This window comes from Mesorhizobium sp. M1396, from assembly GCF_040317725.1.
Classification (GTDB): domain Bacteria; phylum Pseudomonadota; class Alphaproteobacteria; order Rhizobiales; family Rhizobiaceae; genus Mesorhizobium.
The window spans coordinates 45,812-71,440 of sequence record NZ_JAMYLA010000036.1 but is presented as its reverse complement, the minus strand read 5'-3'; the positions used below and the strand labels follow the sequence as shown (position 1 = coordinate 71,440).

The 25,629-nt window shown below is 64.6% G+C and carries 24 protein-coding genes; 16 read left to right on the top strand and 8 right to left on the bottom strand.

The window, feature by feature from the left end:
• Positions 1 to 139: 139 nt before the first annotated feature.
• A complete protein-coding gene (locus NKH02_RS22575) occupies positions 140 to 640 on the top strand; it encodes an MmcB family DNA repair protein (protein ID WP_352869159.1) in 501 nt (166 codons plus the stop codon).
• Positions 641 to 648: 8 nt separating this feature from the next.
• On the opposite strand, the gene nhaA is transcribed toward NKH02_RS22575, so the two are convergent.
• The 4 genes from nhaA to hrpB form a co-directional block, all read right to left on the bottom strand.
• Positions 649 to 1,845: a Na+/H+ antiporter NhaA gene (nhaA, locus tag NKH02_RS22570; RefSeq protein ID WP_352881580.1), complete on the bottom strand. Its 1,197-nt coding sequence runs from the start codon at positions 1,843 to 1,845 to the stop codon at positions 649 to 651.
• Positions 1,846 to 2,070: 225 nt separating this feature from the next.
• Positions 2,071 to 2,634 (bottom strand): ActR/PrrA/RegA family redox response regulator transcription factor, encoded by a 564-nt coding sequence (locus NKH02_RS22565; protein ID WP_023762754.1) that lies wholly within the window; start codon positions 2,632 to 2,634, stop codon positions 2,071 to 2,073.
• An 85-nt stretch (positions 2,635 to 2,719) separates the two neighbouring features.
• On the bottom strand, positions 2,720 to 4,051 hold the full coding sequence (locus tag NKH02_RS22560; RefSeq protein WP_352869002.1) for an ActS/PrrB/RegB family redox-sensitive histidine kinase: 1,332 nt from the start codon (positions 4,049 to 4,051) through the stop codon (positions 2,720 to 2,722).
• Between the two features lie 26 nt (positions 4,052 to 4,077).
• Positions 4,078 to 6,726: an ATP-dependent helicase HrpB gene (gene hrpB / locus NKH02_RS22555; RefSeq protein WP_352881577.1), complete on the bottom strand. Its 2,649-nt coding sequence runs from the start codon at positions 6,724 to 6,726 to the stop codon at positions 4,078 to 4,080.
• A gap of 376 nt (positions 6,727 to 7,102) precedes the next feature.
• On the opposite strand from hrpB, the gene NKH02_RS22550 reads away from it, so the two are divergent.
• From NKH02_RS22550 to NKH02_RS22485, 14 genes are all read left to right on the top strand, one after another.
• Positions 7,103 to 8,434 (top strand): ABC transporter substrate-binding protein, encoded by a 1,332-nt coding sequence (locus NKH02_RS22550; RefSeq protein ID WP_352663014.1) that lies wholly within the window; start codon positions 7,103 to 7,105, stop codon positions 8,432 to 8,434.
• 223 nt (positions 8,435 to 8,657) lie between these two features.
• A complete protein-coding gene (locus tag NKH02_RS22545) occupies positions 8,658 to 9,605 on the top strand; it encodes a carbohydrate ABC transporter permease (protein ID WP_032901495.1) in 948 nt (315 codons plus the stop codon).
• Positions 9,602 to 10,552, top strand: coding sequence for a carbohydrate ABC transporter permease (locus NKH02_RS22540; protein WP_352869009.1), 951 nt, complete (start codon positions 9,602 to 9,604; stop codon positions 10,550 to 10,552). Before NKH02_RS22545 ends, NKH02_RS22540 begins: the two co-directional genes overlap by 4 nt.
• A gap of 199 nt (positions 10,553 to 10,751) precedes the next feature.
• Positions 10,752 to 10,955, top strand: coding sequence for a hypothetical protein (locus NKH02_RS22535; protein ID WP_352869012.1), 204 nt, complete (start codon positions 10,752 to 10,754; stop codon positions 10,953 to 10,955).
• 2 nt (positions 10,956 to 10,957) lie between these two features.
• Positions 10,958 to 12,070 (top strand): ABC transporter ATP-binding protein, encoded by a 1,113-nt coding sequence (locus tag NKH02_RS22530; RefSeq protein WP_352881576.1) that lies wholly within the window; start codon positions 10,958 to 10,960, stop codon positions 12,068 to 12,070.
• The gene (locus NKH02_RS22525) at positions 12,063 to 13,076 is read left to right on the top strand and encodes an ABC transporter ATP-binding protein (RefSeq protein WP_352869018.1); all 1,014 of its coding nucleotides are present in this window, start codon (positions 12,063 to 12,065) and stop codon (positions 13,074 to 13,076) included. The genes NKH02_RS22530 and NKH02_RS22525 overlap by 8 nt, the downstream gene beginning before the upstream one ends.
• 85 nt (positions 13,077 to 13,161) lie before the next feature.
• A complete protein-coding gene (locus tag NKH02_RS22520) occupies positions 13,162 to 14,805 on the top strand; it encodes a dihydroxyacetone kinase subunit DhaK (RefSeq protein ID WP_352881574.1) in 1,644 nt (547 codons plus the stop codon).
• 72 nt (positions 14,806 to 14,877) lie between these two features.
• A complete protein-coding gene (dhaL, locus tag NKH02_RS22515; protein WP_352869023.1) occupies positions 14,878 to 15,480 on the top strand; it encodes a dihydroxyacetone kinase subunit DhaL in 603 nt (200 codons plus the stop codon).
• The gene (gene dhaM, locus NKH02_RS22510; RefSeq protein ID WP_027040441.1) at positions 15,477 to 15,866 is read left to right on the top strand and encodes a dihydroxyacetone kinase phosphoryl donor subunit DhaM; all 390 of its coding nucleotides are present in this window, start codon (positions 15,477 to 15,479) and stop codon (positions 15,864 to 15,866) included. The genes dhaL and dhaM overlap by 4 nt, the downstream gene beginning before the upstream one ends.
• Positions 15,867 to 15,887: 21 nt before the next feature.
• Positions 15,888 to 16,190 carry an HPr family phosphocarrier protein gene (locus NKH02_RS22505; protein WP_352881572.1) on the top strand — a complete coding sequence of 101 codons (303 nt, stop codon included), beginning with the start codon at positions 15,888 to 15,890 and terminating at the stop codon, positions 16,188 to 16,190.
• Entirely contained in the window at positions 16,174 to 17,760 is a 1,587-nt protein-coding gene (gene ptsP / locus NKH02_RS22500) for a phosphoenolpyruvate--protein phosphotransferase (protein ID WP_352881570.1), read from the top strand. The genes NKH02_RS22505 and ptsP overlap by 17 nt, the downstream gene beginning before the upstream one ends.
• 11 nt (positions 17,761 to 17,771) lie before the next feature.
• Positions 17,772 to 18,194 (top strand): hypothetical protein, encoded by a 423-nt coding sequence (locus NKH02_RS22495; protein ID WP_352881567.1) that lies wholly within the window; start codon positions 17,772 to 17,774, stop codon positions 18,192 to 18,194.
• Positions 18,195 to 18,289: 95 nt separating this feature from the next.
• Positions 18,290 to 19,276, top strand: coding sequence for a dihydroxyacetone kinase subunit DhaK (dhaK, locus tag NKH02_RS22490; protein ID WP_352881564.1), 987 nt, complete (start codon positions 18,290 to 18,292; stop codon positions 19,274 to 19,276).
• 70 nt (positions 19,277 to 19,346) lie between these two features.
• Positions 19,347 to 20,366 (top strand): nucleotidyltransferase family protein, encoded by a 1,020-nt coding sequence (locus NKH02_RS22485; protein WP_352881563.1) that lies wholly within the window; start codon positions 19,347 to 19,349, stop codon positions 20,364 to 20,366.
• A 7-nt stretch (positions 20,367 to 20,373) separates the two neighbouring features.
• Here the strand turns inward: NKH02_RS22485 and NKH02_RS22480 are convergent, their stop codons facing one another.
• From NKH02_RS22480 to NKH02_RS22465, 4 genes are all read right to left on the bottom strand, one after another.
• The gene (locus NKH02_RS22480) at positions 20,374 to 21,261 is read right to left on the bottom strand and encodes a phosphoenolpyruvate carboxykinase (ATP) (RefSeq protein ID WP_352881561.1); all 888 of its coding nucleotides are present in this window, start codon (positions 21,259 to 21,261) and stop codon (positions 20,374 to 20,376) included.
• Between the two features lie 86 nt (positions 21,262 to 21,347).
• Entirely contained in the window at positions 21,348 to 21,782 is a 435-nt protein-coding gene (locus NKH02_RS22475; protein WP_352881581.1) for a lasso peptide biosynthesis B2 protein, read from the bottom strand.
• Positions 21,783 to 21,802: 20 nt separating this feature from the next.
• Positions 21,803 to 22,087 (bottom strand): PqqD family protein, encoded by a 285-nt coding sequence (locus tag NKH02_RS22470; protein ID WP_352881558.1) that lies wholly within the window; start codon positions 22,085 to 22,087, stop codon positions 21,803 to 21,805.
• A gap of 443 nt (positions 22,088 to 22,530) precedes the next feature.
• On the bottom strand, positions 22,531 to 23,307 hold the full coding sequence (locus NKH02_RS22465; protein WP_352881557.1) for a DUF2259 domain-containing protein: 777 nt from the start codon (positions 23,305 to 23,307) through the stop codon (positions 22,531 to 22,533).
• Positions 23,308 to 23,468: 161 nt separating this feature from the next.
• On the opposite strand from NKH02_RS22465, the gene NKH02_RS22460 reads away from it, so the two are divergent.
• A complete protein-coding gene (locus NKH02_RS22460; RefSeq protein ID WP_352881554.1) occupies positions 23,469 to 25,376 on the top strand; it encodes a propionyl-CoA synthetase in 1,908 nt (635 codons plus the stop codon).
• Positions 25,377 to 25,629: the final 253 nt, after the last annotated feature.

The following is a 25,629-nucleotide window of genomic DNA, read 5'->3' as shown; positions in this document are numbered from 1 at the left end:
CAGTGCATCCTCCAAAGAATCAGATGCTCTCGACAGATTCAGCTCCCAAACCCCTTGTCACGCGTTAACTCACCCGATTGCCCTGTCAATCGCCCCCGGTGGGGTTCAAACCGTGAACAAAATCTGGCATGGTGCCGCCATGCCGATTATCTCCCCCATTCAAATCAACCCACTCATCGACGGTCGCCAGTCCGAACGCGCCATGCTGGTGCGACGCGGCGTGCAGCGGCTGCTCATGGAGATGGGCGCGCATGTGCTGCCCGAACTGTCGCTGGCCACCGGCCGCCGTGCCGACCTCGTCGCGCTGACCCGGCAGGGCGACATCTGGATCATCGAGATCAAATCCTCGATCGAGGATTTCAGGGTCGACCGCAAATGGCCTGACTACCGGCTGCACTCCGACCGCTTCTTTTTCGCCACCCATCCCGGAGTGCCCTCGGAGATCTTTCCCGAAGAGTGCGGCTTCATCCTTTCCGACGGCTACGGCGCCGAAATCATGCGCGATGCGCCGGAGCACCGCATGGCAGCGGCCACGCGCAAGGCGCTGATGCTGCGGATCGCGCGGGCCGGCGCTTCACGGCTGCTGGCGGCTGAACTTGCCGGCGTGTCGGTGCCGGCGCTCGAGGGTGAGAGCGAGTAGGTATCGCCTTACCCTTCACTCTCTTCCAGCCCACGCTCGGCCGGGGCCATCAAAAGCACGGCGGCACCCAAAATAGCGGCGATGAAGGAGCCGGCGAGGATGCCGACCTTGACCGCGTCCTGCAATGCCACGTCACTGGCGAAGGCGAGCAGGCCGATGAACAGGCTCATGGTGAAGCCGATGCCGCACAGCAGCGAGATGCCGATCATGTGCACCCAGCCGGCGTTGGCGGGCAGATCGGCAAGACCGAACCGGATGGCAAGCGCCGAGGAGCCGAACACGCCGACCAGCTTGCCGACCACGAGGCCGGCGGCGACACCCAGCGTCAACGGCTCGATCAGCGCGCCAAAGCTGAGGCCGGCGAGCGAAACGCCGGCATTGGCGAAGCCGAAGATCGGGATGACGACAAAGGGCACTATCTTGTGCAGGCCGTGCTCGAGCCGGTGCAGCGGCGAATGGTCGAGATCGTGGCCGATCCCGGCGGAGCGTTCGAGCGGAATGGTCAGCGCCAGCGCGACGCCGGCAAGCGTCGCATGGACGCCCGATTTCAGCACCAGCACCCACAGGATGGCGCCGAGCACAAGGTAGGGCACCAACGTCATCACTCGCATGCGGTTGAGCACGACGAGCGCGGCGATGACGGCGAAAGCGGCGCCGAGATAGGTGAGCGACAGACCGCTGGTGTAGAAGATGGCGATGATGATGACGGCGCCGAGATCATCGATGATGGCCAGCGCGGTGAGGAACACCTTCAGCGAAGCCGGCACGCGGCTGCCGAGCAGCGACAGCACGCCGAGCGCGAAGGCGATGTCGGTGGCGGTCGGGATCGCCCAGCCCGACAGTGCCGCCGTATTGTCGCGGTTGATGGCGACATAGACGAGCGCCGGAACCACCATGCCGCCGGCGGCGGCGATGCCGGGCAATGCGCGCCGGGGCCAGGTGGAGAGCTGGCCATCCAGCATCTCGCGCTTGATCTCCAGCCCGACGAGCAGGAAGAACACCGCCATCAACCCGTCATTGACCCAGTGCGACACGCTGAGCGGGCCGAGATAGGCGTGGAGCGCGGAAAAGTAGGTTTCGGCCAGCGGCGAATTGGCGACGATGAGAGCCAGTGCCGCCGCCGCCATCAGGACGATACCGCCGGCCGCTTCACTATCGAGGAATTCGCGGAAGACGGAAACCGGCCGCTGCTTCAAATCCCGCATGTCGCCTCCGTTAAGCCGCGTCACTCGCGATGATGCTCAAACTCCGGCAGTGGAGCAAGCATCGGACTGTGTTCCGCGCCCCAGAGACTGTTTCGAAATTCGCTCTGGCGAGTCATATGGTGGCGGTTTCGAGAACCGTAGCGCAGCGGACATTTGGTCCGTGAGCAACGGAAGCGCAGAAAACGCCATCAGATGGCCGCCAGAGTAGAGTTTCCAAGCAGTCTCTCAGCGTGGCGCGCGCTTGGCTAGTATCCGCTGCAAGGTGCGGCGATGCATGTTGAGCCGGCGCGCTGTCTCTGAGACATTGCGCTCGCACATTTCATAGACGCGCTGGATATGCTCCCAGCGGACGCGGTCGGCCGACATCGGGTTTTCCGGAGGCGCCGCGCGCTCGCCGGCGGTGCGGGTGAGTGCCGCGAAGATATCGTCGGCGTCGGCGGGCTTGGAGAGGTAATCGACGGCGCCAAGCTTCACCGCGGTCACCGCGGTGGCGATGTTGCCGTAGCCGGTAAGGATGATGGCGCGGGAATCGTCGCGCTTTTCGCGGATGGCCGCGACCACGTCGAGGCCGTTGCCATCGCCAAGCCGCATGTCGACCACGGCGTAGGCGGGCGGATTGGCGCGCGCCTTGGCAACCGCCTCCTCGACGCTCTCGGCCGTCTCGACCACGAATCCCCTGGTTTCCATGGCGCGGGCCAGACGCGTAAGGAACGGCTTGTCGTCATCGACGATGAGCAGCGAGGTGTCCTCGCCTTCAACCATTGCGCCAATATTTTCGTCGCCTGTCATAGTCTCAAAATTCCTGCTGCCTTAATTTTACGCAGATATAGTTCCCGAGCCTCATTGTCCAATTTTTAGAGCTCCTTCAAGGCTCTCAGGCGGTGTCGAACATGCTGGCCGAAGTGATTTCCGGATTGAGGAACACACCACGCGGCCACGATATCTGTACCACGGCGCCCTCGCCCAGGCCGCTCGAATTGCGGAAATCGAGCGTCGCGCCAGAGCGTTCGAGCAAAGTCTTGGCGATGAACAGGCCGAGCCCCAGGCCGCCGCCGCCTTCATTGCCCTGGCGCGTCGACATATAGGGCTCGCCGATGCGGTCGATGATCTCGGCCGGAAAGCCCGGTCCGTCATCGATGATCGAGAAGGTGACGGTGGCCTCGTTCCAGCTCCAGCCGACGGTGACGCTCTTGCGGGCGAAGTCGACGGCGTTCTCGACCAGATTGCCGAGGCCGTAGATGACGCCCGGATTGCGGCGCCCGACCGGCTCGGGCCCGATGCGTTCGCCAGGCCGAAGCTTGATCGAGATGCCGAAGTCGCGATGCGGCGCGGTGACCTCCTCGACCAGCGAGGTCAACGGCAGCCGCGAAAGATGCGCTTCGCCCTCGGAGGACAGGCTGGTCAGGCGCTTGAGGATTTCGCGGCAGCGCTCGCTCTGCGAGCGAAGCAGCTTCACGTCTTCCCCGTATTTCAGATCGTTGCCGAGGGCCTTTTCCATCTCCTTGGCGACAAGCGCGATGGTGGCGAGCGGCGTCCCAAGTTCGTGCGCGGCCGCGGCGGCCAGCCCGTCGAGCGCCGAAAGATGCTGCTCGCGCTGCAGCACCAACTCCGTGGCGGCGAGCGCATTGGCCAGAAGCCGTGCTTCGGCGGCCACCCGGAAGGCGTATATGGCGGTGAAGGCGATCGAGGACAGCACCGCCATCCACATACCGGCGACGTAGATGAAGGGCATCTCCAGCGGCGCGCCTTCATGCCAGGGCAGCGGCAGATGGACAAAGACCAGCAAGGTCGCCGCCGACATCACCAGCCCGCCGAGGATGGCGGTCAGGCGCAGGGGCAGCGAGGTCGCCGAAATGACGACGGGCACGGTCATCAGCAGCGAGAACGGGTTGGTGAGGCCGCCGGTCATGTAGAGCAGGCCGGCAAGCTGCAGGCTGTCGAAGATGAGGATGCCGAAGGCCGCGAGCGGAGTGAGCCGGTGCGCCGCCGGAAAACGGAAGGCGAGAAACAGGTTCATCCAGGCCGAACAGGCGATCAGGGCAAAGCAGAGGCTGACCGGCAGCGGAAACTTCAGGCCATAGGCAACGACGAGAACCGCAACGCTCTGACCGACGATGGCAAGCCAGCGCAGCCGGATCAGCGTGTTGAGGCGCAGTCTCTGACTCTGCTGGAAATCGGGCGAACGCAAAACGCTGATCATGACCATGAAATACAGCCGCGGGACGGCAAGCGCTAGGTACCTCTGGGTTTTGCCCGGGCGGTGGCGGCGGCGAGAAGCGGATTTTCCGGCCAGACATGCTTGGGATAGCGGCCGCGCATGTCGGCGCGCACATCGGCCCAGGAGCCGCGCCAGAAGCCGGGCAGGTCGCGCGTCGTCTGGATCGGCCGGTGCGCCGGCGACAGGAGTTCGAGCGTCAGCGGCACGCTGCCATTGGCGATGGCGGGATGGCGGTCGAGACCGAACAGCTCCTGCACGCGAACCGCCAGCACCGGCCATTCGCCGTCATAGCGGATCGGCACATGGCTGCCCGACGGGGCGTCGAAATGGGTCGGCGCCAGCGTGTCGATCCTGCGCTGCAGATCGTGCGGCACGAGTGTGGCCAGTCCGGCCGAGACAACGCCCGCATCGATGGCGGCAAAGGATGCCGCGCCGGACAGGAACGGCAGCAGCCAGTCGTCGAGACGCTCGATGAGGGCGGCATCCGCCATATCGGGCCAGGGCGCGCCAAGGCCGCGATGCAGCCAGCCAAGCCGCTGGCGCAGCGTTTGCGCCTCCTTGCTCCAGGTCAGCAGCGACAGCCCGTGCTCGCGCACCGCATCAAGGATGGCCCGATCGGCATCGATGCCGGTTGGCGGCGGCAGCATGCGTTCGGCAAGCGTGATGGCGCCAAGGCGAACGGCCTCGCGCACGCGCACCGCGCGCTTGTCGCGGTCGAAGCTCGTTTGCCTTCGTGTTTCGATCTTGTCCGCGAGCGCGGCGCGGACATCGTCCTCGCTGATTGCCGCCGCCGCCGTGATGCGCGCGTTCTGCGCCTTGCCCTGCAAATCGGCGACGACCAGAAACGGCTCACCCGCCAGCGGGTCGGCTGCGTCGAGCATGGCGCCCGAGCCATTGGCCAGTACGAAACGGCCGCGCTCGCCGCGCGCCTTGGCGACGCGATCCGGCCAGGCATGGACGAGCAGAGGGCCGGCACCCTTGAGGGGAGGGTCGGCGAGCGCGCCTTGCGCAGCAAGACGAGGGAGACGGGGTGGGGGTGCCGCGCTCGGCCGGGGGGGGGGGGGCGGGGGCGGCGGGCGGCGCCCCGCGCCCCCCGCCCGGGGGCGGGGGGGGGGGGGGGCCGCCGCGGCCCCCCCCCCCCCCGGCGCCGCGGCGGGGAGCCACCCCCCCCACAAGGGGGAGGGTGAAGATGCCTGCCTCGCCAGCCGTTCGGCGAGCTGGCGCGCGGCGGTGGCGCGCGGCGATCTTTCCTGGCGAAAGCGCATCAACCGTCGCTCTAGGTCGGCGCCATCACCGCCAAGGCCGCGTTCGGTGAGCAGCACGGCAAGCATGGCCGCCTCATGGGCGTGACCGCTCTCGGCTGCCTCGGCGACCATATGCGCAAGCCGCACGGGCAGAGCGAGCTTGCGCATCGCCATACCCGCATCCGTCAGGCGCCCATCCTCGTCTATGGCATCCAGCGCGCGCAGCAGCGCCCGAGCCTCGTTGAGCGCTGGCGCCGGCAACGGATCGAGAAAGGCGAGCCCTGTCGGATCGGCGACGCCGAAAGCGGCGCAGTCGAGCAGCAGGCCGGACAGGTCGGCCTCAAGGATTTCGGGTGGCGTGAAGGCGGGGAGTGCGGCCGTCTGCTCGGCCCGCCACAGCCGGATGGCGACGCCAGGCTGCGTGCGGCCGGCACGGCCGGCGCGCTGGTCGGCGGAAGCCTTGCTGACGCGCACGGTCTCCAGCCGGGTAAGGCCGCTCGCCGGCTCGTAGCGCGGCAGCCGCGACAGGCCGGAATCGATGACGACGCGCACGCCGTCGATGGTGATGGAGGTCTCGGCGATCGAGGTGGCCAGCACCACCTTGCGGCGGCCTGGCGGCGCCGGCTTGATCGCCGCGTCCTGCGCCTTGCCGTCGAGCATGCCGTAGAGCGGCACGATGTCGGTATCGGCACTGATCCTGTCGGCCAGCCGCTCGGCGGTGCGTTCGATCTCGCGCTGGCCGGGCAGGAAGGCGAGCACGCTGCCGCTCTCGTCGGCAAGGGCGGCGCGGATCGCCTTGGCCATGGCGTCTTCGATGGTGGTGCCCGCCGACCGCTCGTCGTAACGCACATCGACAGGAAAGGCGCGGCCCTCGCTCTCGATTACCGGGGCGCCCGACAGCAGCTTCGCGACGCGCGCGCCATCGAGCGTCGCCGACATCACCAGCAGCCGCAGATCCGGCCGCAGCGCGCCCTGCACGTCGATCGCCAATGCCAGACCGAAATCGCCGTCGAGCGAACGCTCGTGGAATTCGTCGAAAATCACCGCCGAGACGCCGGGCAGTTCGGGATCGTCGAGGATCATCCGTGCCAGCACGCCTTCGGTGACGACCAATATCCTGGTCTTTGCCGAGGTGCGGTTTTCCATGCGCATGGCATAGCCGACGGTGGCGCCGGGCTCCTCATCAAGCAATTGCGCCATGCGGCGGGCGGCGGCGCGGGCGGCGAGCCGGCGCGGTTCGAGCAGAACGATCTTGCCGACCCCCAGCCAGGACGCGTCGAGCAGCGCCAGCGGCACCAGCGTCGTCTTGCCGGCGCCGGGCGGCGCCACCAGCACGGCGCTGTTGCCATGGCCGAGCGCTTCGCTCAGCGCCGGCAGCACGGCGGATACCGGAAGCTCCGGCAGGGGTTTTGTGGTCATCGCGTCCGCATATCAGCGGTGGTGGTGGCCGCGCAACTTATCGCACCAACGCCAATTCAAAGCCGGGTGCGGGAAAACGGGTTCCAGCGCACCGTGCCCAGCCGCGCTTCCTCGCGCACCATGGTCAGCAGGCCGCTCCACCGACGACCGCCAGGCCGTAGCCGACCAGCGCTTTTCCCAACGTTTTCAGACATCGCCATAAGCATGCTGCGGCGCAGCAACGAATTCGCTTGCCTTGTTTAGTAAAAATTGCATCACTAAACAAATTACTAAACATCCGCGACGCTGTTGCGCCGCTATGTTTGGGCCCCCTGAGGAGAGGGTTTGAAGGCTCTTGAAACCGTCATCCGGCGCGTTTCGCAAATGGGAGGAAGATATGAAATCGAGTTTGAAACTGGCGCTGGGACTGACCTCGGCGATTACAGCGTCGACAGCCGTCTCGAACGTCGCGCACGCTGAAGACCTGACGCTCTGCTGGGCCGCCTGGGACCCGGCAAACGCGCTTGTCGAACTGTCCAAGGATTTTACCAAGGAAACCGGCATCGGCATGAAATTCGAGTTCGTGCCGTGGACCAACTATGCCGACCGGTTCCTCAATGAGCTGAATTCGCACGGCAAGCTGTGCGACCTGATCATCGGCGACAGCCAGTGGATCGGCGGCGCCGCCGAGAACGGCCACTACGTCAAGCTGAACGACTTCTTCGACAAGGAGAAGATCAGCATGGACGACTTCGTACCGGCAACCGTCGTCGGCTATTCGGAATGGCCGAAGAACACGCCGAACTACTGGGCGTTGCCGGCCATGGGCGACGTCGTCGGCTGGACCTATCGCAAGGACTGGTTCTCCAAGCCGGAACTGCAGAAGGAATTCAAGGAGAAGTACGGCTGGGATCTCGGCCCGCCGGCCACCTTCGACCAGCTGAAGCAGGTCGCCGAGTTCTTCCAGAAGCGTGAGATCGACGGCAAGACCGTCTACGGCGCCTCGATCTATACCGAGCGCGGCTCTGAAGGCATCACCATGGGCGCCATGGACGTGCTCTACAGCTATGGCTTCCAATACGAGAACCCCAAGAAGCCCTATGAGATGGAAGGCTTCGTCAATTCCGACAAGTCGGTGAAGGGCCTGGAGTTCTACAAGGCGCTCTATGATTGCTGCACACCGCCCGGCGCCTCGAACAGCTACATGGGCGAAGGTGTCGATGCCTTCAAATCCGGCCAGGTGGCGATGCACATGAACTTCGCCTTCACATGGCCCGGCCTGCAAAAGGACGAGAATGTCGGCGGCGACAAGATCGGCTACTTCGTCAATCCCAAGGGTCCCGACGGCGAGCAGTTCGCCCAGCTCGGCGGCCAGGGCATCTCGGTGGTGTCCTATTCCGACAAGCAGGAAGCGGCGCTGAAATACATCAAGTGGTTCGCCAACAAGGACGTGCAGTCCAAGTGGTGGTCGCTCGGCGGCTATTCCTGCCTCAACGCGGTGGTCAAGGATCCGGCCTTCCCGGCCAGCCAGCCCTACGCGCAGACCTTCCTCGACTCGATGGCCATCGTGAAGGACTTCTGGGCCGAGCCCAGCTACGCACCGCTGCTGCAGGCCTCGCAGAAGCGCTTCCACGACTATGTCGTCGCCGGCCAGGGATCGGCCAAGGACGCACTCGACGGCCTCGTCAAGGACTGGACGCAGGTCTTCGAGGACGACGGCAAGATGTAATCGGCTCCTCCCGAGCTAGGCCCCGGAGGCGGATGATTTTCAGGTCGAATCGACCAGAAATCATCCGCCTCCAGGGATAAAAAGAGAGAGAGCATGATGTCGTCCGAAAACCGCTGCACACTTTTCGGCATCATGCTCTTGGTCCCGTGCCGCCCTTGGCACGGGACGCGGTTCAGATAAATTCCATGACAGAGACGACCAAGTGACCGAAGCAGGACTCACCATGCTCAATCGGACCGCGGAGAACGTTGCCCGGGCGACCCCGGAACCGTTGGCCCGCAAAGTCCGGGGCATCAGCGACAAGGGCCTGGCCTGGCTGTTCATCTCGCCGACGATCCTGTTGCTGCTCGCCATCAACATCTTCCCGCTGTTCTGGGCGATCTATCTGTCGTTCACCAATTACCGCGCCAACCGCCCGAACGAAGTGGTGAAGAACCTCGGCTTTGCCAACTACCAGCGCATCCTCGGCGACAAGGATATCTGGATCGCCATGCAGACGACGGCGCATTTCGTGTTCTGGACCATCCTGCTGCAGACGCTGATCGGCTTCACGCTGGCCTGGCTGATCGACCGGAAGTTCCGCGGCCATGCCTTCTGGACGACGCTGATCCTGGTGCCGATGATGCTGTCGCCGGCGGTGGTCGGCAATTTCTGGCGCTTCCTCTACGAGCCGCAGATCGGCTTGTTCGCCTATGCCATCTCGTTCGTCACGAGGATCCCGCCGACCGATATCCAGATGCTCTCCAACGTGTCGCTGGCGCCGTGGTCGATCATCATCGTCGATACGTGGATGTGGACGCCCTACGTGATGCTGATCTGCCTCGCGGGCTTACGCTCCATTCCCGAATACATCTATGAGGCGGCCGAGGTCGACCGCGCCTCCAACTGGCGGCAGTTCTGGTCGATCACCCTGCCGATGGCGCTGCCCTTCATCATGCTGGCGGTGCTGTTTCGCGGCATCGAGAATTTCAAGATGTTCGACATGGTCAATCTGTTGACCGGCGGCGGGCCGGGCTCGACCACCGAGGTCGCCTCGATCACGCTGAAGCGGCAAGCCTTCGAAAGCTGGCGCACCGGCTATTCCTCGGCCTTCGCCATCATCCTGTTCGTCGCAGTGTTCGGGCTGGCCAACATCTACGTCAAGGCGCTCAACAAGGTGAAGCAGAGATGAGCCTGACCACAGCCCATTCGGTCGTCGCACCGAGCAGCAACTCGAAGCGCATCGCCGGCGCGATCATCATTGCCTATGCACTGATCTCGATCGTGCCGCTGCTGTGGATCTTCGCCACCAGCTTCAAGACGCCGCCGGATTCGATCGCCTATCCGCCCAAGATCCTGTTCCAGCCGAGCCTCGAAGGCTACTGCAATCTGTTCACGACGCGGACGCGGCAGACGCCGGAATACATCAACTCGCTGGGACCGGCGACGAGCTTCTGCGACGAGACCACGCGCAAGCGCAACATGGTGATCGCCGGCCCTTCCAACTTCCTGCCGCGCTTCCTCAACTCATTGATCATCGCCTTCGGCTCGACCTTCTGCGCGGTGTTTCTCGGCACGCTGTCGGCCTACGGCTTCTCGCGCTTCAAGGTGCCGCTGGCCGACGACCTCTTGTTCTTCATCCTGTCGACGCGCTTCATGCCGCCGATCGCCGTCGCCATTCCGATCTACCTGATGTACCGCGAGCTTGGCCTGTCCGACACGGCGCTCGGCATGATCCTGCTTTACACGGCCGTCAACGTGTCGCTGGCGGTGTGGCTGCTGAAAGGCTTCATCGACGAGATCCCGCGCGAATATGAGGAAGCGGCGATGATCGACGGCTATACGCGGCTGCAGGCCTTCTGGCGCACCGTGTTGCCGCAAGCCACCACCGGCATTGCCGCGACCGCTATCTTCTGCCTGATCTTCGCCTGGAACGAATACGCCTTCGCGGCACTCCTGACCTCCGGCACGGCGCAGACCGCGCCGCCCTTCATCCCGACCATCATCGGCGAAGGCGGCCAGGACTGGCCGGCGGTAGCAGCCGGCACGACGATCTTCCTGGTGCCGATCCTGGTCTTCACCATCCTGCTTCGCAAGCAATTGCTGCGCGGCATCACTTTCGGCGCGGTGCGCAAATGAGCAGCATCATGAGTTGTCAGCAGGCATGGAACCGACGGCGCGGCAGCGTCCCTTCCCCCCGTTTACGGGGAGAAGATGCCGGCAGGCAGATGAGGGGCAGCGCTAGCTTTCCGGACTTGGGCGCCGCCCCTCATCCGGCCCTTCGGGCCACCTTCTCCCCGTGTAGTGACGGGGAGAAGGTGTCGCGGAGGTTGTCGCCATGACCCGCCGCAGCTCTGCCAAGCGCTCGTCCTGGCCGCGCGCGCTCCGCCGCGGCCTGATGGAAAACATCGCGACGGCGCTGATCGCCATCGGCTTCCTGATGCTGTTCCAGCCCTTCGCGCTGTCGCTCTACACCTATTCCTTCATCACCATGCTCGCCGGCACGGTGATGTTCATCATCGTCTCGAAGTTCCCGGAATAATCATGGCCGAAATTCGCGTCCAGCACCTGAGAAAGGCCTTCGGCGATTTCGTCGCCGTGAAGGATTCCAACTTCGTCGTCGAGGATGGCGAGTTCTTCGTCATGCTAGGGCCATCGGGCTGCGGCAAGACGACGACCTTGCGAATGATTGCCGGGCTCGAATTGCCGACCGGCGGCCAGATCCTGCTCGGCGGCGACGACGTCACCATGCGGCGGGCACGCGAGCGCGACATCGCCTTCGTCTTCCAGCTGTACGCGCTCTATCCGCACATGAACGTGCGCAAGAACATCGGCTTTCCGCTCCTGGCGCAAGGCATGCCTTCGGCCGAGATTCGCACGCGGGTCGAGGAGACGGCGAAGCTTCTGCGCATCGACCATCTGCTCAACAAATCCGTCTCCGGCCTTGCCGGTGGCGACCGCCAGCGCGTGGCGCTCGGCCGCGCCATCGTGCGGCGGCCCAAATGCTTCCTGATGGATGAGCCGCTTGGCACGCTCGACACCGAATTCCGCGATCTGATGGTCCATGAGCTGCGCGAGCTGCACAACCGCATCCACGCCACGACGGTCTATGTCACGCACGACCAGATGGAAGCGATGTCGATGGCCGACAAGATCGCGGTGATGAACCATGGCGTCATCGAACAGTTCGGCACGCCACGCGAAATCTACGACCGCCCGGCGACCATGTTCGTCGCCGACTTCATCGGCTCGCCGCCGATGAATTTCTTGGGATTCGGCGGCGGGCTCGCCAAGGGTGCCAGGGAGATCGTCGTCCAAGGCGCGAAGGTCTCGGTGCCGGAGGTGCGCGAGGATATCGCACCTGCCGACATGGTGCTCGGCATCAGGCCCGAACACATCCGCTTCGACGACAATTCGAAGCTGCGCGGTGCCATCTATGGCACCGAATATCTGGGCACCACGCAAATCGTGGCGGTAGAGACGGCGGACGGCATCATCAAGGCACGCGTCCCGGCCGAAATCCGGCTCTCCACCGGCGACCATGTCGGGTTGGCGCTGAGCAGCGCGCGGCTGTCGCTGTTCGAGAAAGGATCCGGCCGCGCGGTGAGAACCGCGATCCACGACGTCGCCTCTGAGCGGAGGGCCCAGCATGGCTGATGTGCACATCAAGAACGTGACCAAGAGTTTTGGCGACCATGCCGCCGTCGACGGCCTTGATCTGGATATATCAGATGGCGAGTTCGTCGTGCTGCTCGGACCGACCGGGGCCGGCAAGACGACGACGCTGCGGCTCATCGCCGGGCTGGAGCGACCGGATTCCGGCACGATCGAAATCGGCGGACACAATGCCACGACGCTGTCGCCGGCGGAGCGCGACACCGCTTTCGTCTTCCAGCAGTATTCGCTCTATCCGCATCTGTCGGTGTTCGACAATCTCGCCTTCCCGCTGCGCTCGCCGGCTCGGAAAATGCCAGAAGACCAGATCCGCCGCCGGGTCGAGGAGGTGGCCAGGATGGTGCGCATCCATCACAAGCTCGCCAACCGCTCGACCAAGCTTTCGGGCGGCGAAATGCAGCGCGTCGCCATCGGCCGCGCGCTGGTGCGCAAGCCCTCGATCTATCTGATGGACGAGCCGCTGTCGTCGCTCGACGCCAAGCTGCGCGGGGATCTCAGGCTCGAGCTGAAGCGCATCCAGACCGAACTCGGCGCCACCATGCTCTATGTCACGCACGACCAGATCGAGGCGATGACGATGGCCGACCGCATCGGCATCCTTGCCGACGGCGTGCTGGTGCAGATCGGCTCGCCGCGAATCATATATTCGGAGCCGGCGAACCTGCATGTCGCGGCAAGACTCGGCCAGCCGGCGATCAATCTTCTGCCGACCGGACTGCTGCCCGATGGTGGCGCGCCGGCGGGAACCAAGACGATCGGCGCGCGCACCGAACATCTGACGATCGAAAAGGCAACCAACGGCCACGCCGACGGCGTGGTCGACTGGGTCGAGCATCTCGGCGACCAGAACCACCTGCATGTTACGGTTGGGTCGAAGAAACTGGTGACGCTGACCGACCCCGACACGGATCTGGCGCAGGGCGACAGAGTGGTGATCCGCTACCGGTCGCCGCTGTATTTTGGCGCCGACGGACAACGACTGATGTGAATGGGGCTGATGTGAGCGGTTTTCGGTGTTTGCTTGCCAAGGGCTCGGCGCCGGTTTTTGACTTTGCGAGTACGGGACGAATTCGATGAAGCACTTTTTCAATCGCAGGGAAACGATCGTCACCGAGGCGCTGGACGGTCTGTTGCGGACCATCGGATCAGGCGATCTCGCGCGCCTCGACGGCTATCCCGAGATCAAGGTGATCCTGCGCGCCGGTTGGGACAAGACGAAGGTCAGCGTCATCTCCGGTGGTGGCGCCGGGCACGAGCCGTCGCATGCCGGCTTCGTCGGCAAGGGCATGCTGACGGCGGCGGTTTCGGGCGAGATCTTTGCCTCACCGAGCGTCGAAGCCGTGCTGGCGGCAATTCGCGCGGTGACCGGCCCGGCCGGCTGCCTGCTCATCGTCAAGAATTATACCGGCGACCGTCTCAATTTCGGCCTGGCGGCCGAGAAGGCGCGCGCCGAAGGGTTTCGTGTCGAAATGGTCATCGTCGCCGACGATATCGCTTTGCCTGACATCACCCAGCCGCGCGGCGTCGCCGGCACCTTGTTCGTGCACAAGATCGCTGGCCATCTGTCGGAAGCCGGTCATGACCTCGCGTCCGTTGCGGCAGCCGCGCGCACGGCTGCGAAGGACATCGTTTCGCTCGGCATGTCGCTGTCGTCCTGCTCGATCCCCGGTCAGCCGCATGAAGACCGGTTTGGCGAAAATGACGGCGAGCTCGGCCTCGGCATTCATGGCGAGCCGGGCGTCGAGCGCATTGCGGTGCAAAGCGCCGACAGGCTGGTCGCGATCATGGCCGAGCGCCTGTCGGCACGGCTCGACCCTGCGGCCAGCTACGCCCTGCTGATCAATAATCTCGGTTCGGTGCCACCGCTCGAAATGTCCGTTATCGCCAACGCGGTGCTTGCCGCACCACTCGCCAAAGCGATCAAGCTGACGATCGGCCCGGGCCCGCTGATGACGGCGCTCAACATGAACGGCTTCTCGCTGTCGCTGATCCGGCTCGACGCGGCACGCGAAACAGCCTTGCTGGCGCCGGTCGGCCCGCATGCCTGGATGCCGGCAAAGCCCGTTGTGCCGCCTGCCGTCGTGCCGATAGCGAAAGCGGCCGGACAGAGCGCGGTGCCCAAGCCCACCCAGGATGCACGCACCAGACGGCTGGTCGTCACGGTCTGCGAAAGGCTGATCGCGCTCGAAGGCACCTTGAACGCGCTGGATGCCAAGGCGGGTGACGGCGACACCGGCTCGACGGCAGCGACCGGCGCACGCAGCGTGCTGGAACGGCTCGACACGCTGCCGCTTGCCGAACCTGCCGCGACCCTTGGTGCGATAGGTGACATACTGAGCGCGTCCATGGGCGGCTCCAGCGGCGTGCTGCTGTCGATCTTCTTCACCGCGGCGGCGCAGGCTCTGAACGGCGGCGCGAACCTGGCCAAGGCGCTGCTAGCCGGCCTGGAGCGGATGACGTTCTATGGCGGTGCAAGGATGGGGGATCGCACGATGATTGATGCCCTGGAACCAGCGCTGAAAGCGCTCGCCGCCAACGGCCTGGAAGATGCGGCACCAGCGGCCCGACGCGGTGCCGAGGCCACTGCCGCCATGGACAGGGCGAAAGCCGGACGATCCGCCTATGTCGGCGGCAAGCTGCAAGGTGTTGTAGACCCTGGCGCCTATGCGGTAGCCGAGGTCTTCGCGGCCGCCGCCGCGCTGCATGAAGCGGCCTGACGCATGCTCCAGTTGTCGAGTGACCGTTCTTTCGATACTGCCGGAAAGGTGGAAACCAGGAATGCGAGTGACATGGCGGCGCTGAACCTTGCCGGGTTGATCGCGGCCGCCGCGGATGCGATTGCCGCTCACGCCGAAGAGTTGACGGCGCTCGACCAGGCGATCGGCGACGGCGACCACGGGCTGAACATGAAGCGCGGCTTCGAGGCGGTGCGGGCCGAGGCCGAAGCGTTTGCTGCCAAGCCATTGCCCGAGGCCCTGAAGGCGATCGGCACCAAGCTGGTGATGACGGTCGGTGGCGCCTCCGGTCCGCTGTTCGGCACCCTGTTCCTGGCGCTCGGCAAGGAGATTTCGGCGGCGCCCGACCGTGCCGATCTGACGGCGGCTTTTGGCAAGGCGATCGAAGCGGTGGCCGCGCGTGGCAAGTCGCAGGTTGGGCAAAAAACCATGCTCGACGTGCTGCAGCCGGTGCATGACGCGCTGGTCGAGGGAAAGACTGGATCGGAAATCGCTGACTTCGCCGACGCCGCGGCTAAGGCGACCGTGTCAATGAAGGCCCTGCGTGGCCGCGCCTCGTTCCTCGGCGACCGCTCGATCGGCCATATGGATCCCGGCGCGCGTTCGACCGCGCTTCTGGTGCGCACGATCGTCGAAACGCTGGAAGGTCAGCCATGAGCAATGTCGGCATCGTCATCGTCTCGCATTCGCCGCTGGTCGCCGAGGGCACGGCCGACATGGTGCGGCAGATGGTGGGCGACGAAGTGCCGCTTGCATGGTGCGGCGGAAACGGCCATGGCGGGCTCGGAACCAATGTCGAGGCGATCATGGGCGCCATCGACAAGGCCTGGTCGGAAGCCGGTGTCGCCATCCTGGTCGATCTCGGAGGCGCCGAGACGAACTCAGAAATGGCGGTGGAGATGATCGGCGAGCCACGGTCGCAAAAGATCATCGTGTGCAACGCGCCGATCGTCGAGGGCGCGGTCATGGCGGCAACAGAGGCCTCCGGCGGCGCCTCGCTGAAAGAAGTGGTGGCGACGGCACATGAATTGTCGCCGTCGTGAGTGAACGGGAAGCTTGACGACATGTCCGCAGCAGCCGAAGCGACCGTTGTGATCACCCACGAGGTGGGCCTGCACGCGCGTCCTTCGGTGAAGTTCACCAAGCTGGCCAAGACTTTTGCCGCCGAGGTGGAAATAGCGCTGGCCGCCAACGGGCCATGGTTCGACGCCAAGAGCATCGTCAAGGTGATGGCGGCCAAGGCGCCGAAAGGCACGCTGCTGCACATCAGGGCGATCGGCGACGGCGCCAATGATGCCGTCGACGCGCTGGTCGAACTGGTGCGCCGCGATTTCGACGAAGGCACGGACCATGTTCGGACCGCTTAGGCTGCAAGGCATTTCGGCCTCGGCCGGCTATGCCGAGGGGCCGCTGTTCGATCTCGACCGGATTGCCGCATCCTATGTCGGCAAGGCCACAGCCGCCGAAGAGAAGGCCGCGCTTGAGAGCGCAATCGCCAGTGCGGCCGCTCGTCTCACCGCATTGATCCAAACCGCCGACGGCGACGCCGCCGATATTCTTGAATTTCAAATCGCCATGCTGGAAGACGATGCGCTGAGCAGCCCGGCCTTTGCCGCGATCGGGACTGGTCAACCCGCCGATGTGGCGTGGCGACAGGCACTGGATGCCGAGATCGCCGGCTACGATGCCTCAGACCAGGACTATTTCCGCGCGCGTGCCGCCGACATACGCGACATCAGGGACCAGGTGCTCCGGGCGCTGACCGAGGATGGCGACATCCAGGCACCGGCCGGCGCCATTCTCTATGGCGATGACATCGCGCCGACGCGCTTTCTCGAAACCGACTGGAGCAGCGGCGGCGGCATCGCGCTGAAGGCGGGCAGCACCGCCAGCCACGTCGCCATGCTGGCGCGCTCGCGCGGCATTCCCATGGTAGTCGGGCTGGGCGCTTCGCCGGCTCACCTTGCGGGCATCGCCCTGCTCGACGCCGAACATGGCGGCATCGTGCTGTCACCCTCCAAGGACGATATCGCCGCCTTTCGCCAATCGTCGTCGTCGTTCTCGATGCGCCGCGACCGGGCTGGAACGTTCCTGGCACGGCCGGCGGTGACCAAGAACGGCACGGTGGTGCGCGTGCAGGTCAACATCGCCGACCCGTCCGAAGTCGACGGCATCGACATCGCCACCTGCGACGGTGTCGGCCTGATGCGCACCGAATTCCTGTTCGGCAGGACGCTTCCGGATGAGGAGACGCAATATCGCGCCTACCGCAAGGTGCTGGAGTGGGCCGGCGGCAAGCCAGTGACGATCCGTACCGTCGATGCCGGCGGCGACAAGCCGGTTCCGGGCTTCACCGTCGAGGAGAGCAACCCGTTTCTTGGCCTGCGCGGCATCAGGCTGTCGCTGGCAAGACCGGAGGTTTTTCGTGTACAGATTCGTGCGCTGTTGCGCGCCGCCGTGCACGGCAGTCTGAAGGTGATGTTCCCGATGATCGCCGTTATTGTGGAATACAGGCAGGCAGCGGCGATGTTCGCCGAGGAACAGGCAGCACTTGCCGCGCGCGGCATCGCGCACAGGATGCCGCCGCTCGGCATCATGGTCGAGGTGCCTTCGGTGGCGATCGTGCCGGAAGCCTTTGCCGAGGCCGCCTTCTTCTCGATCGGCTCCAACGATCTCACCCAATATGTCATGGCTGCGGCCCGCGACAACGCCGCCGTGGCACATCTCAATTCGGTCCGTCATCCGGCCGTGCTGCGGCTGATCGCTGCCGTGACCGCGTTCGGCCAGCGTGAAAAGATTCCGGTCAGCCTGTGCGGCGATGCCGGCGGCGATCCCGCCTCGATCCCGTCGCTGCTCGAGGCCGGCCTGCGCGATCTTTCCGTCGCGCCGGCGCAACTCGCCATGGCCAAGGCGGCCATCGCCGATATTTCGGTCTAGGCGCGGCTGGCATGATCGACAAGAAGCCCGAACCCGGTTCCGAAGAGGCAATCCGCGCCTACAAGACGATCCTGTCGCACGTCATCGACCAGCGGCCGTCCGGTATGCGCCAGCGCCTCGCCGACGCGCTCGGCAAGCATCGCAGCTTCGTCACGCAGATTTCGAGCCCGGCCTATTCGATCCCGATCCCGTCAAAACATTTGCCGGCTATATTTTCGGTGTGCCATTTCAGCCCGGCAGAGCGCGATCAGTTTCTCGCAGCCTATCATCAGGCGCATCCGGGAAAAATGTCGGTCGCGGCAGGCATGCGCAAGACGCGGCATGTTTCATTGATCGTGCCGGATTTCGGCGACGACAAGCAGAACGCCGCGCTCGACAGGGCTGTCAACGATTTCATCCAGAAGATCACCAGCATCACCGGCAAGGGTGGCTGACCCCTTGGAGTTTGTACGCAATTCCGGACGGAAAACCGTTACACACTTTTCCTGGAATTGCTTCGATGTCACGCCTATTTCGGGAGGAGACGGCCGTGAAGAAATTCATGAATTCGGTGGACACGGTGCTGACCGAAAGCCTCGACGGTTTCGTTGCCGCCCATGCCGACATCCTGGTGCTGGGCGACGAGCATAAATTCATCCGCCGCAAGACCTTGCGGCCGGGCAAGGTGGCGCTGATCTCCGGCGGCGGCTCCGGTCACGAGCCGCTGCATGGCGGCTTTGTCGGTCACGGCATGCTGGACGCCGCCTGCCCCGGCCAGGTGTTCACCTCGCCGACACCGGACCAGATGCTGGCGGCGGCGGAAGCCGTCGACACCGGCGCCGGCTGCCTGTTCATCGTCAAGAACTACGAGGGTGACGTGATGAACTTCGACATGGCGGCAGAGATGTCGGAAGGCATCCAGCAGGTCGTGACCAATGACGATGTCGCCGTCGAGAATTCTTCTTATACGACCGGCCGGCGTGGTGTCGCCGGCACGTTGGTGGTGGAAAAGATCGTCGGCGCGGCGGCCGAACATGGCCTGGCGCTGGCGTCGTTGAAGGCAGTGGGCGACCGCGTCAACGCTGCCACCCGCTCCATGGGCGTGGCGCTGACCAGTTGCACCGTTCCGGCGGCGGGCAAGCCGACTTTCGACATCGGCAACGGCGAGATGGAATTCGGCGTCGGCATCCATGGCGAGCCCGGCCGCCGGCGCGATGCGTTGAAAAGCGCCGATGCTATCGCGCAGGAGATTTGTGCCGCGATCCTGGGCGATCTCGGCGACGGGGCGAAAGGCCCGGCGCTGCTGTTCGTCAATGGCTTCGGCGGCACGCCGCTGATGGAACTCTATCTGATGTACAACAGCGCGCGGGCGATTTTCGAGAAGCACGGCGTGACGGTGACCCGTTCGCTGGTCGGCTCCTACGTCACCTCGCTCGACATGGCCGGCTGCTCGATCACACTCACCATGCTCGACGACGAGACGACGGCATTCTGGGATGCGCCGGTGCGCACGGCGGCACTGCGATGGGGCATGTAACGCTGGCTTCCACTCCGCTTTTCTGCAACCATCCTGGACAATCCCTTTAGCCGCAACATTGTCCGGGTTGATGCTGCCATCTCTCACGCCACCCGAAGAAAAGCTGCTGCTGCGCTACGCCGATCCGGAAGCGTCGGCCTTCGACGCCGATAATTTGCCGGCAAAGTCCCTGACGGCGCTGCTCGACAATGCCGAGTTCCATGGTGTCCTGCCGATCATGCTGCGCAAGCTCAGCGGCGACGCGCGGCTGCCACCGGATCAGGGGCTGCGGGACAGACTGGAGGATCTGCGCCAGAAGGCGACGATCGCCACCGGCCAGTCGATGCTGCTGCGGTACCATGGCGACCGCATCATGAAGGGGCTGGCGGCGGACAACGTTCCGGCGCGGATCGTCAAGGGGCCGGTCTTCGCGCGAAAGCTCTACCGCAACGTCGCCGACAGGCCGTTCACCGACATCGACATACTGGTCGAGCCGGCCAATCTGGCGCGGGCAAACCGGGTGATCGCGGCATGCGGCTTCGAGCTTGGCAGCAACGAGGCGCAATCCTACGAGCTGCAGGAGTTCAAATGGCTGGAAAGGGAGAATTCGAGCCTGCTGGTCGAACTGCATGGCGATCTGGTGCATGACACCGGCATGCGGCGGCGCCTGTCGCTGGGTTTCCCTGAATTGCGCGCCATCGACGGCGAGGCGACGGACACGCCGGCGGCGCTTTTGACGATTGCCATCGTGCATGCCGCCGGCGGCCACAAATTCCACCGGCTGCAGCTTTGCGTCGACGTGCTGCAAGGGGTGCGGGCGTTGCAGTCGGCGGAAGCGGAAGCGCGCCTGTTCGACGCTGCCCGCATGACCGGCATCGAGCTCGAATTGGCTGTTGTGCTCAATGTGACCGGCGAACTGTTCGAGGAGACCCGCGCGCTTGAACTCGCCGGCCGCATCAAGCCCGATCTCTCGATACGATTGGCCAGACGGTTGATCACCACGAACACGCTGCTCGGCGTCAATTCCAGGGACAAGCTTGGTTCGCGCCTGCGCCGCGACGCCTTCCGATGGATCCAGCGGCTGGCCAAGGCCAGGCCACAGCTTGCCTGACTTGACGTCAATCCGGGGTAGAGCTGATCAGCGCCGCCGCGTCGGCCGGGTGCGCGCCCACCTCCAACCGGAAGGTCGGCACCGAATTGACCAGCCCGGCGATGGTCGCCAACCGGCGTTTTTGCATTGGCAGCAGCCCGGTCATGCCCGTGCGGACATTGTCCACTGCCAGCGCCACCATTGCGTCGGTCCTGGCCATGGCGACGAGCCGGGTCTGGCTGTCGGCGGAGCGCGCCAAGTGCAGAAGGGCCGCTACCGGCCGGGCGGACGCGTTTTCGACCCGCACGATCCCGGCCAGCCTTTCAAGCGAGACCGGCTGTTCGCCGTTGCGATCCCACGTCTGGCCGAGGCATGGCGCCACCCGCGGAATCATCTGCGCCGTCTTCCGGTGGATCTTGACGGCGCGCGGCAAGCCCCAGGCCACGACCTTGCTTGAAGCGACATTCACGATCATGGCGTCGTCGGAGCAGAGGCCAAAGCCCTGCGTTGCCAGAGCCAGCGACGTCGTGGTCTTGCCGGTGCCGCTCGGGGCATGGATCAGCACCACCGCATCATGTTCCGGCAGTGTCAGGCCCGCGGTATGCAGCATATGCTGGCCGCCAGCGTCGAGCGCGGCGTCGAGCACCAGCATCCAGGCCGTCCAGGCGACTTTCGTGCCGGGGCGCACCCGGAGCTCGGCCCAACCCTCGTCGCTCTCGATCGAGACGGTGAGACGTTCGGGAAAGACGAGATGGATGGTGGCGCCGGCCTCGATCATCCGGCAGTGGCCATCCTCCGGGACCTCACCATCGAAAACGAGGGATCCGTGGGGTGTCTCATCCAAGGTGTCGGTCTCGGTGATATCAAGGCGAAAGCCCGGCTCGACGGGTTCGGCGATACGCAGGCCGGCGAACATCCTGTCGAAATCCCGCCACAGCTCGGTGCGCTCGGCCGATATGCCGAGAATCTGGCCGTTGAGGGCGTAGCACGCTGAAGGTCTGGTCAAGCGGGACGCACCTTCGTGGCATCGGCATGGTGACGGTAGATCTCGACCATGCCGGGAAGGCTGTCGCTGACCACCGGCCTGCCGTCGAGGCAGACCCAGCAATGCGCCGACATGCGTGGCGCCTGCATCGACTGGGGATCAACGCCGAAGCGCAGGTCCGGATCGAAGCCGGCAAGGCGCAGGAAACGATGACCGAGCAGACCCTCTCTCAGACACCTGCCGTCGCGCATCAGCCAGGGATGGCGGACGGTGCGGTTGACTCTGGCGACGATGTAAGCGGACGGCAAGCCGCGATAGGGCGTCGACGAGGTGAGCGGCGCCCATTTGAGCACGTCCTCGAAGCTGCGGTTGGCGACCAGGACCGGCATCAGCCGCGCGCTTACCCAGAGATGGCAGCGAAACAAGGCGCGCATGAGCGGACCGTCGGCCATCAGGCGCGTATCTTTAGCCATCAAGCACCCGGCGCGGCGAGGATACCTTCCTCGATCAGATCGGTGGCCAGTGCCGCCATATCCTGATCGAGCGTCCCCTTGTCGACCTCGAACTCCCCGCAAAGCAGGTCGACGATCTGGTCGAGGTTGCGCGCGCCGTCCACCTTGTCGAGGAAGGCTTCGGTCGTGCCGTTGCATGTGTAAAGCTGGCCGCTGCGCGCCAAAAGCACGACTGCGCCATCGCCGACATGCTGGACCGAAGCGTCTTCCGCCAGCCGCAGAACCGTTCCAGAGGCAATTTCCATCACCAACCCCACCAAGCCATGCAAAAACCCCGGATTTCAGATAGCGCGGCGATGGAACGCTGTCTATCAGCCGATCATGGAGACCGGCGGCGGGCAGCCGCGGTTTTGCGTTCCGACAGATCCTCGTCCCGGTCGCGAAATCGCATCCGCGGCCTGCTCCCGGCCGGAATCGTCCCAGAAATCGACGCCAAGGCGAGGCACAGGCAAGGGAACCGACCAGCTCGGCCGTTGCTTTTCTTCCCTGGAGTAAGGTAAAGCCTGCCTGGGTCTTGGGGAGATAGCGTATGGGTTACAATTGGGAGCGGGCTCCGACGAGCTTCGAACGTCACAGAAAAGCGCTGGCGACGGCAATTTTGATCGCCGGCGGCATTGGTCTCATGCTTGTGGCCCTGCCTATCTAGAACAATCAATAGTCATCGACAGGGCAACTTTGGGCCGTCGTGTCAGCGCGGTTGCCCGGTCACGGCGAGGAAGCGGCGATCACGCCCCTCAAAACCCTGGCTGAAACGCTGTACCAGCACGACGATCACCGCCGGCTTGCCGGCCGGGGTGAATTCGTAGGATTCCGACAGGCTGTAGGAGGTCGGGCAGTTTCTTGAGCCCGGCACGGCCTTGTCCTCGTGCAGGATCTTGAACGGCTTGCCGTCTTGCCCTTGCAGCGTCAGCCGGAAGCCGAGCGCCTTGCCGGATGTATCGCCTTGCCGCGCCGCATCGAAACTCGCCGAACAATCGCCCGTGCTGGCCGCCAGGATCTGGTCGAGCTGGATGGTCGAAATATCCGTTTCGCCATAGAGCGGCGCCAGCCACTTCTGCGACACCTGTTCGAGGCGGGAAATGTCGTTGTAGGCAATCATCTCACCTGGAAAGGTGAACTCATCGGAAGCTGTCTGATCGCCGCGCGATGCGATGGCATATCTGGCAAGAACGGGCGCCGCCCTGACGGCGGCCTGCGCCCTCGCCTGTTCCAGGGTCAGCGTCGCCTCCTCCGACGCGTCGACGACGAGGATCGGCTTGCCGACGAATTCATCGGTGCGCGTGTCGATGATGTCGATCTCCGACCAGCCGGAGTCCGAGGCGCCGGCATCGAGCGTTCCATATTGCTCGAAGGCGAAATAGACACCGTCGGGCGAAAAACCGATGATACGCCGTGCCGCGGCGTCGCCGGCCTGAGCGGCTCCGGTGGAGATCGCGAGCACGACACCCAGGAAGGATGGAAGCAAGGATCGCCTGGCAAACACCGCGGCTCCAATCCCATATCGCAATTTCATAGCAGCTTGCCCCCAAGCACCAGGTCGATGTCGTCAGCACAATGGCGTACATTTGCGGCCAAGGTTAGAGCGCGCTATCTGGAGGGAAGAAAATCGTTCCTGGGGAGGGCCTTATGGCTTCACGCTATCACGAGGTCTATGACGGCTGGAAACGCGACCCGGAGCAATTCTGGGCTGACGCGGCCGGCGCCATCGACTGGTATTCGCCCTACGACAAGGTGTTCGACGCCACTGCCGGGGTCTATGGCCGATGGTTCACCGGCGCCACCTGCAACACCTGCTACAACGCCATCGACCGCCATGTGGCGGGCGGACGCGCCGACCAGATCGCGCTGATCCATGACAGCGCCATCACCGGCACGGTCAAGAAATTCACCTATGCCGAACTCAAACGCGAGGTGGTCGCACTCACCTCGGTGCTGAAGAACCGCGGCATTCGCAAGGGCGACCGCGTCATCATCTACATGCCGATGGTGGCCGAGGCGGCCATCGCCATGCTGGCCTGTGCCCGCATCGGCGCGGTGCATTCGGTGGTGTTCGGCGGCTTTGCCTCGCATGAGCTCGCCACCCGCATCGACGACGCCAGGCCGAAGCTGATCATTTCCGCCTCCTGCGGCCTGGAGCCGGGCCGCGTCGTCGCCTACAAGCCGCTGCTCGACAAGGCGATCGAGATCTCCCGCCACAAGCCGGACGCCTGCCTGATCCTGCAGCGCGACCAACTGCGCTGCGAACTGAGGGAGCATTTCGACATCGACTACGCCGATGCCGTCGCCCGCGAACGAGCAGCGGGCGCCAATATCGATTGCGTGCCGGTGTTTGCCACCGATCCGCTCTACATCATCTACACATCGGGCACGACCGGCCAGCCCAAGGGCATCGTGCGCGACAATGGCGGCCACATGGTCGCGCTGAAATGGACGATGGAAAACGAGTTCGGCGTCAACCCGGGCGAGGTGTTCTGGGCGGCATCCGATGTCGGCTGGGTGGTCGGCCATTCCTATATCGTCTACGGGCCGCTGCTGCATGGCTGCACCAGCATCCTGTTCGAGGGCAAGCCTGTCGGCACGCCCGATGCCGGCACCTACTGGCGGGTGATATCGGAGCATGGCGTCGTCGCACTTTTCACCGCGCCGACCGCGTTCCGCGCCATCAAGGGTCAGGACCCGAAGGGCGAGTTCATCGCGAAACACGATTTGTCGAAATTCCGCACGCTGTTCCTCGCCGGCGAGCGCGCCGACCCGGAAACCATCAAATGGGCGGAGCAGAAGCTTAACGTGCCGGTGGTCGACCACTGGTGGCAGACCGAGACCGGCTCGCCGATGACGATCAATCCCGCCGGCCTCGGCCTTCTGCCGGTGAAATACGGCTCACCGGGCGTGCCGATGCCCGGCTACGATATCCGCGTGCTCGACGATGCGGGCCACGAAGTGCCGCGCGGCACGCTGGGCAATGTGGTGGTCAAGCTGCCGCTGCCGGCCGGCTGCCTGCCGACGCTGTGGAACGCCGATCAACGGTTCCGCCAAGCCTATCTCGACGAGTTCCCCGGCTTCTACAAAACGGCGGATGCCGGCATGGTCGACGAGGACGGCTATCTCTACGTCATGGCCCGCACCGACGACATCATCAATGTCGCCGGCCACCGGCTGTCGACCGGCGCCATGGAAGAGGTGCTTTCGGCGCATCCCGATGTCGCCGAATGCGCGGTCATCGGCATTGCCGACGCCATGAAAGGGCAGGTTCCGCTCGGCTTCGTGGTGCTGAATGCTGGTGTGACGCGCGATATCGGCCTCATCGAGACCGAGGTGGTCGGCCTGGTGCGCGAACGCATCGGCCCGGTCGCCGCCTTCAAGACGGTGGTGACGATCAAGCGCCTGCCCAAGACACGCTCGGGCAAGATCCTGCGCGGCACCATGCAGAAGATCGCCGACAAGGAAGAATGGGCGATGCCGGCGACCATCGACGACCCGGTCATTCTCGACGAGATCGCCGCCGCCCTGAAGGAGCGCGGGATCGGCCTTTGAGCCGCTGAAGGGCTTGGCTTGTCGGGGCTGCGATGCTTGAGTGGCGATGGTCCGCGCCGGAGCGCCTTATCTCTATCTCCGGTCGATGGCAATCGGCGCGACGATGATCGCGGCAAGCTGGGGGCGACCTAAGCCGAGCCACGCATCCGGCTACTGCTCGACCACACCGTTTTTCCGCTGCCGGCTCAAGGCCGCGTAGCCAATCGTCTGCTCCGGTTAGCGCATCGCCACGTCACGTGCAGCCACAATGAAC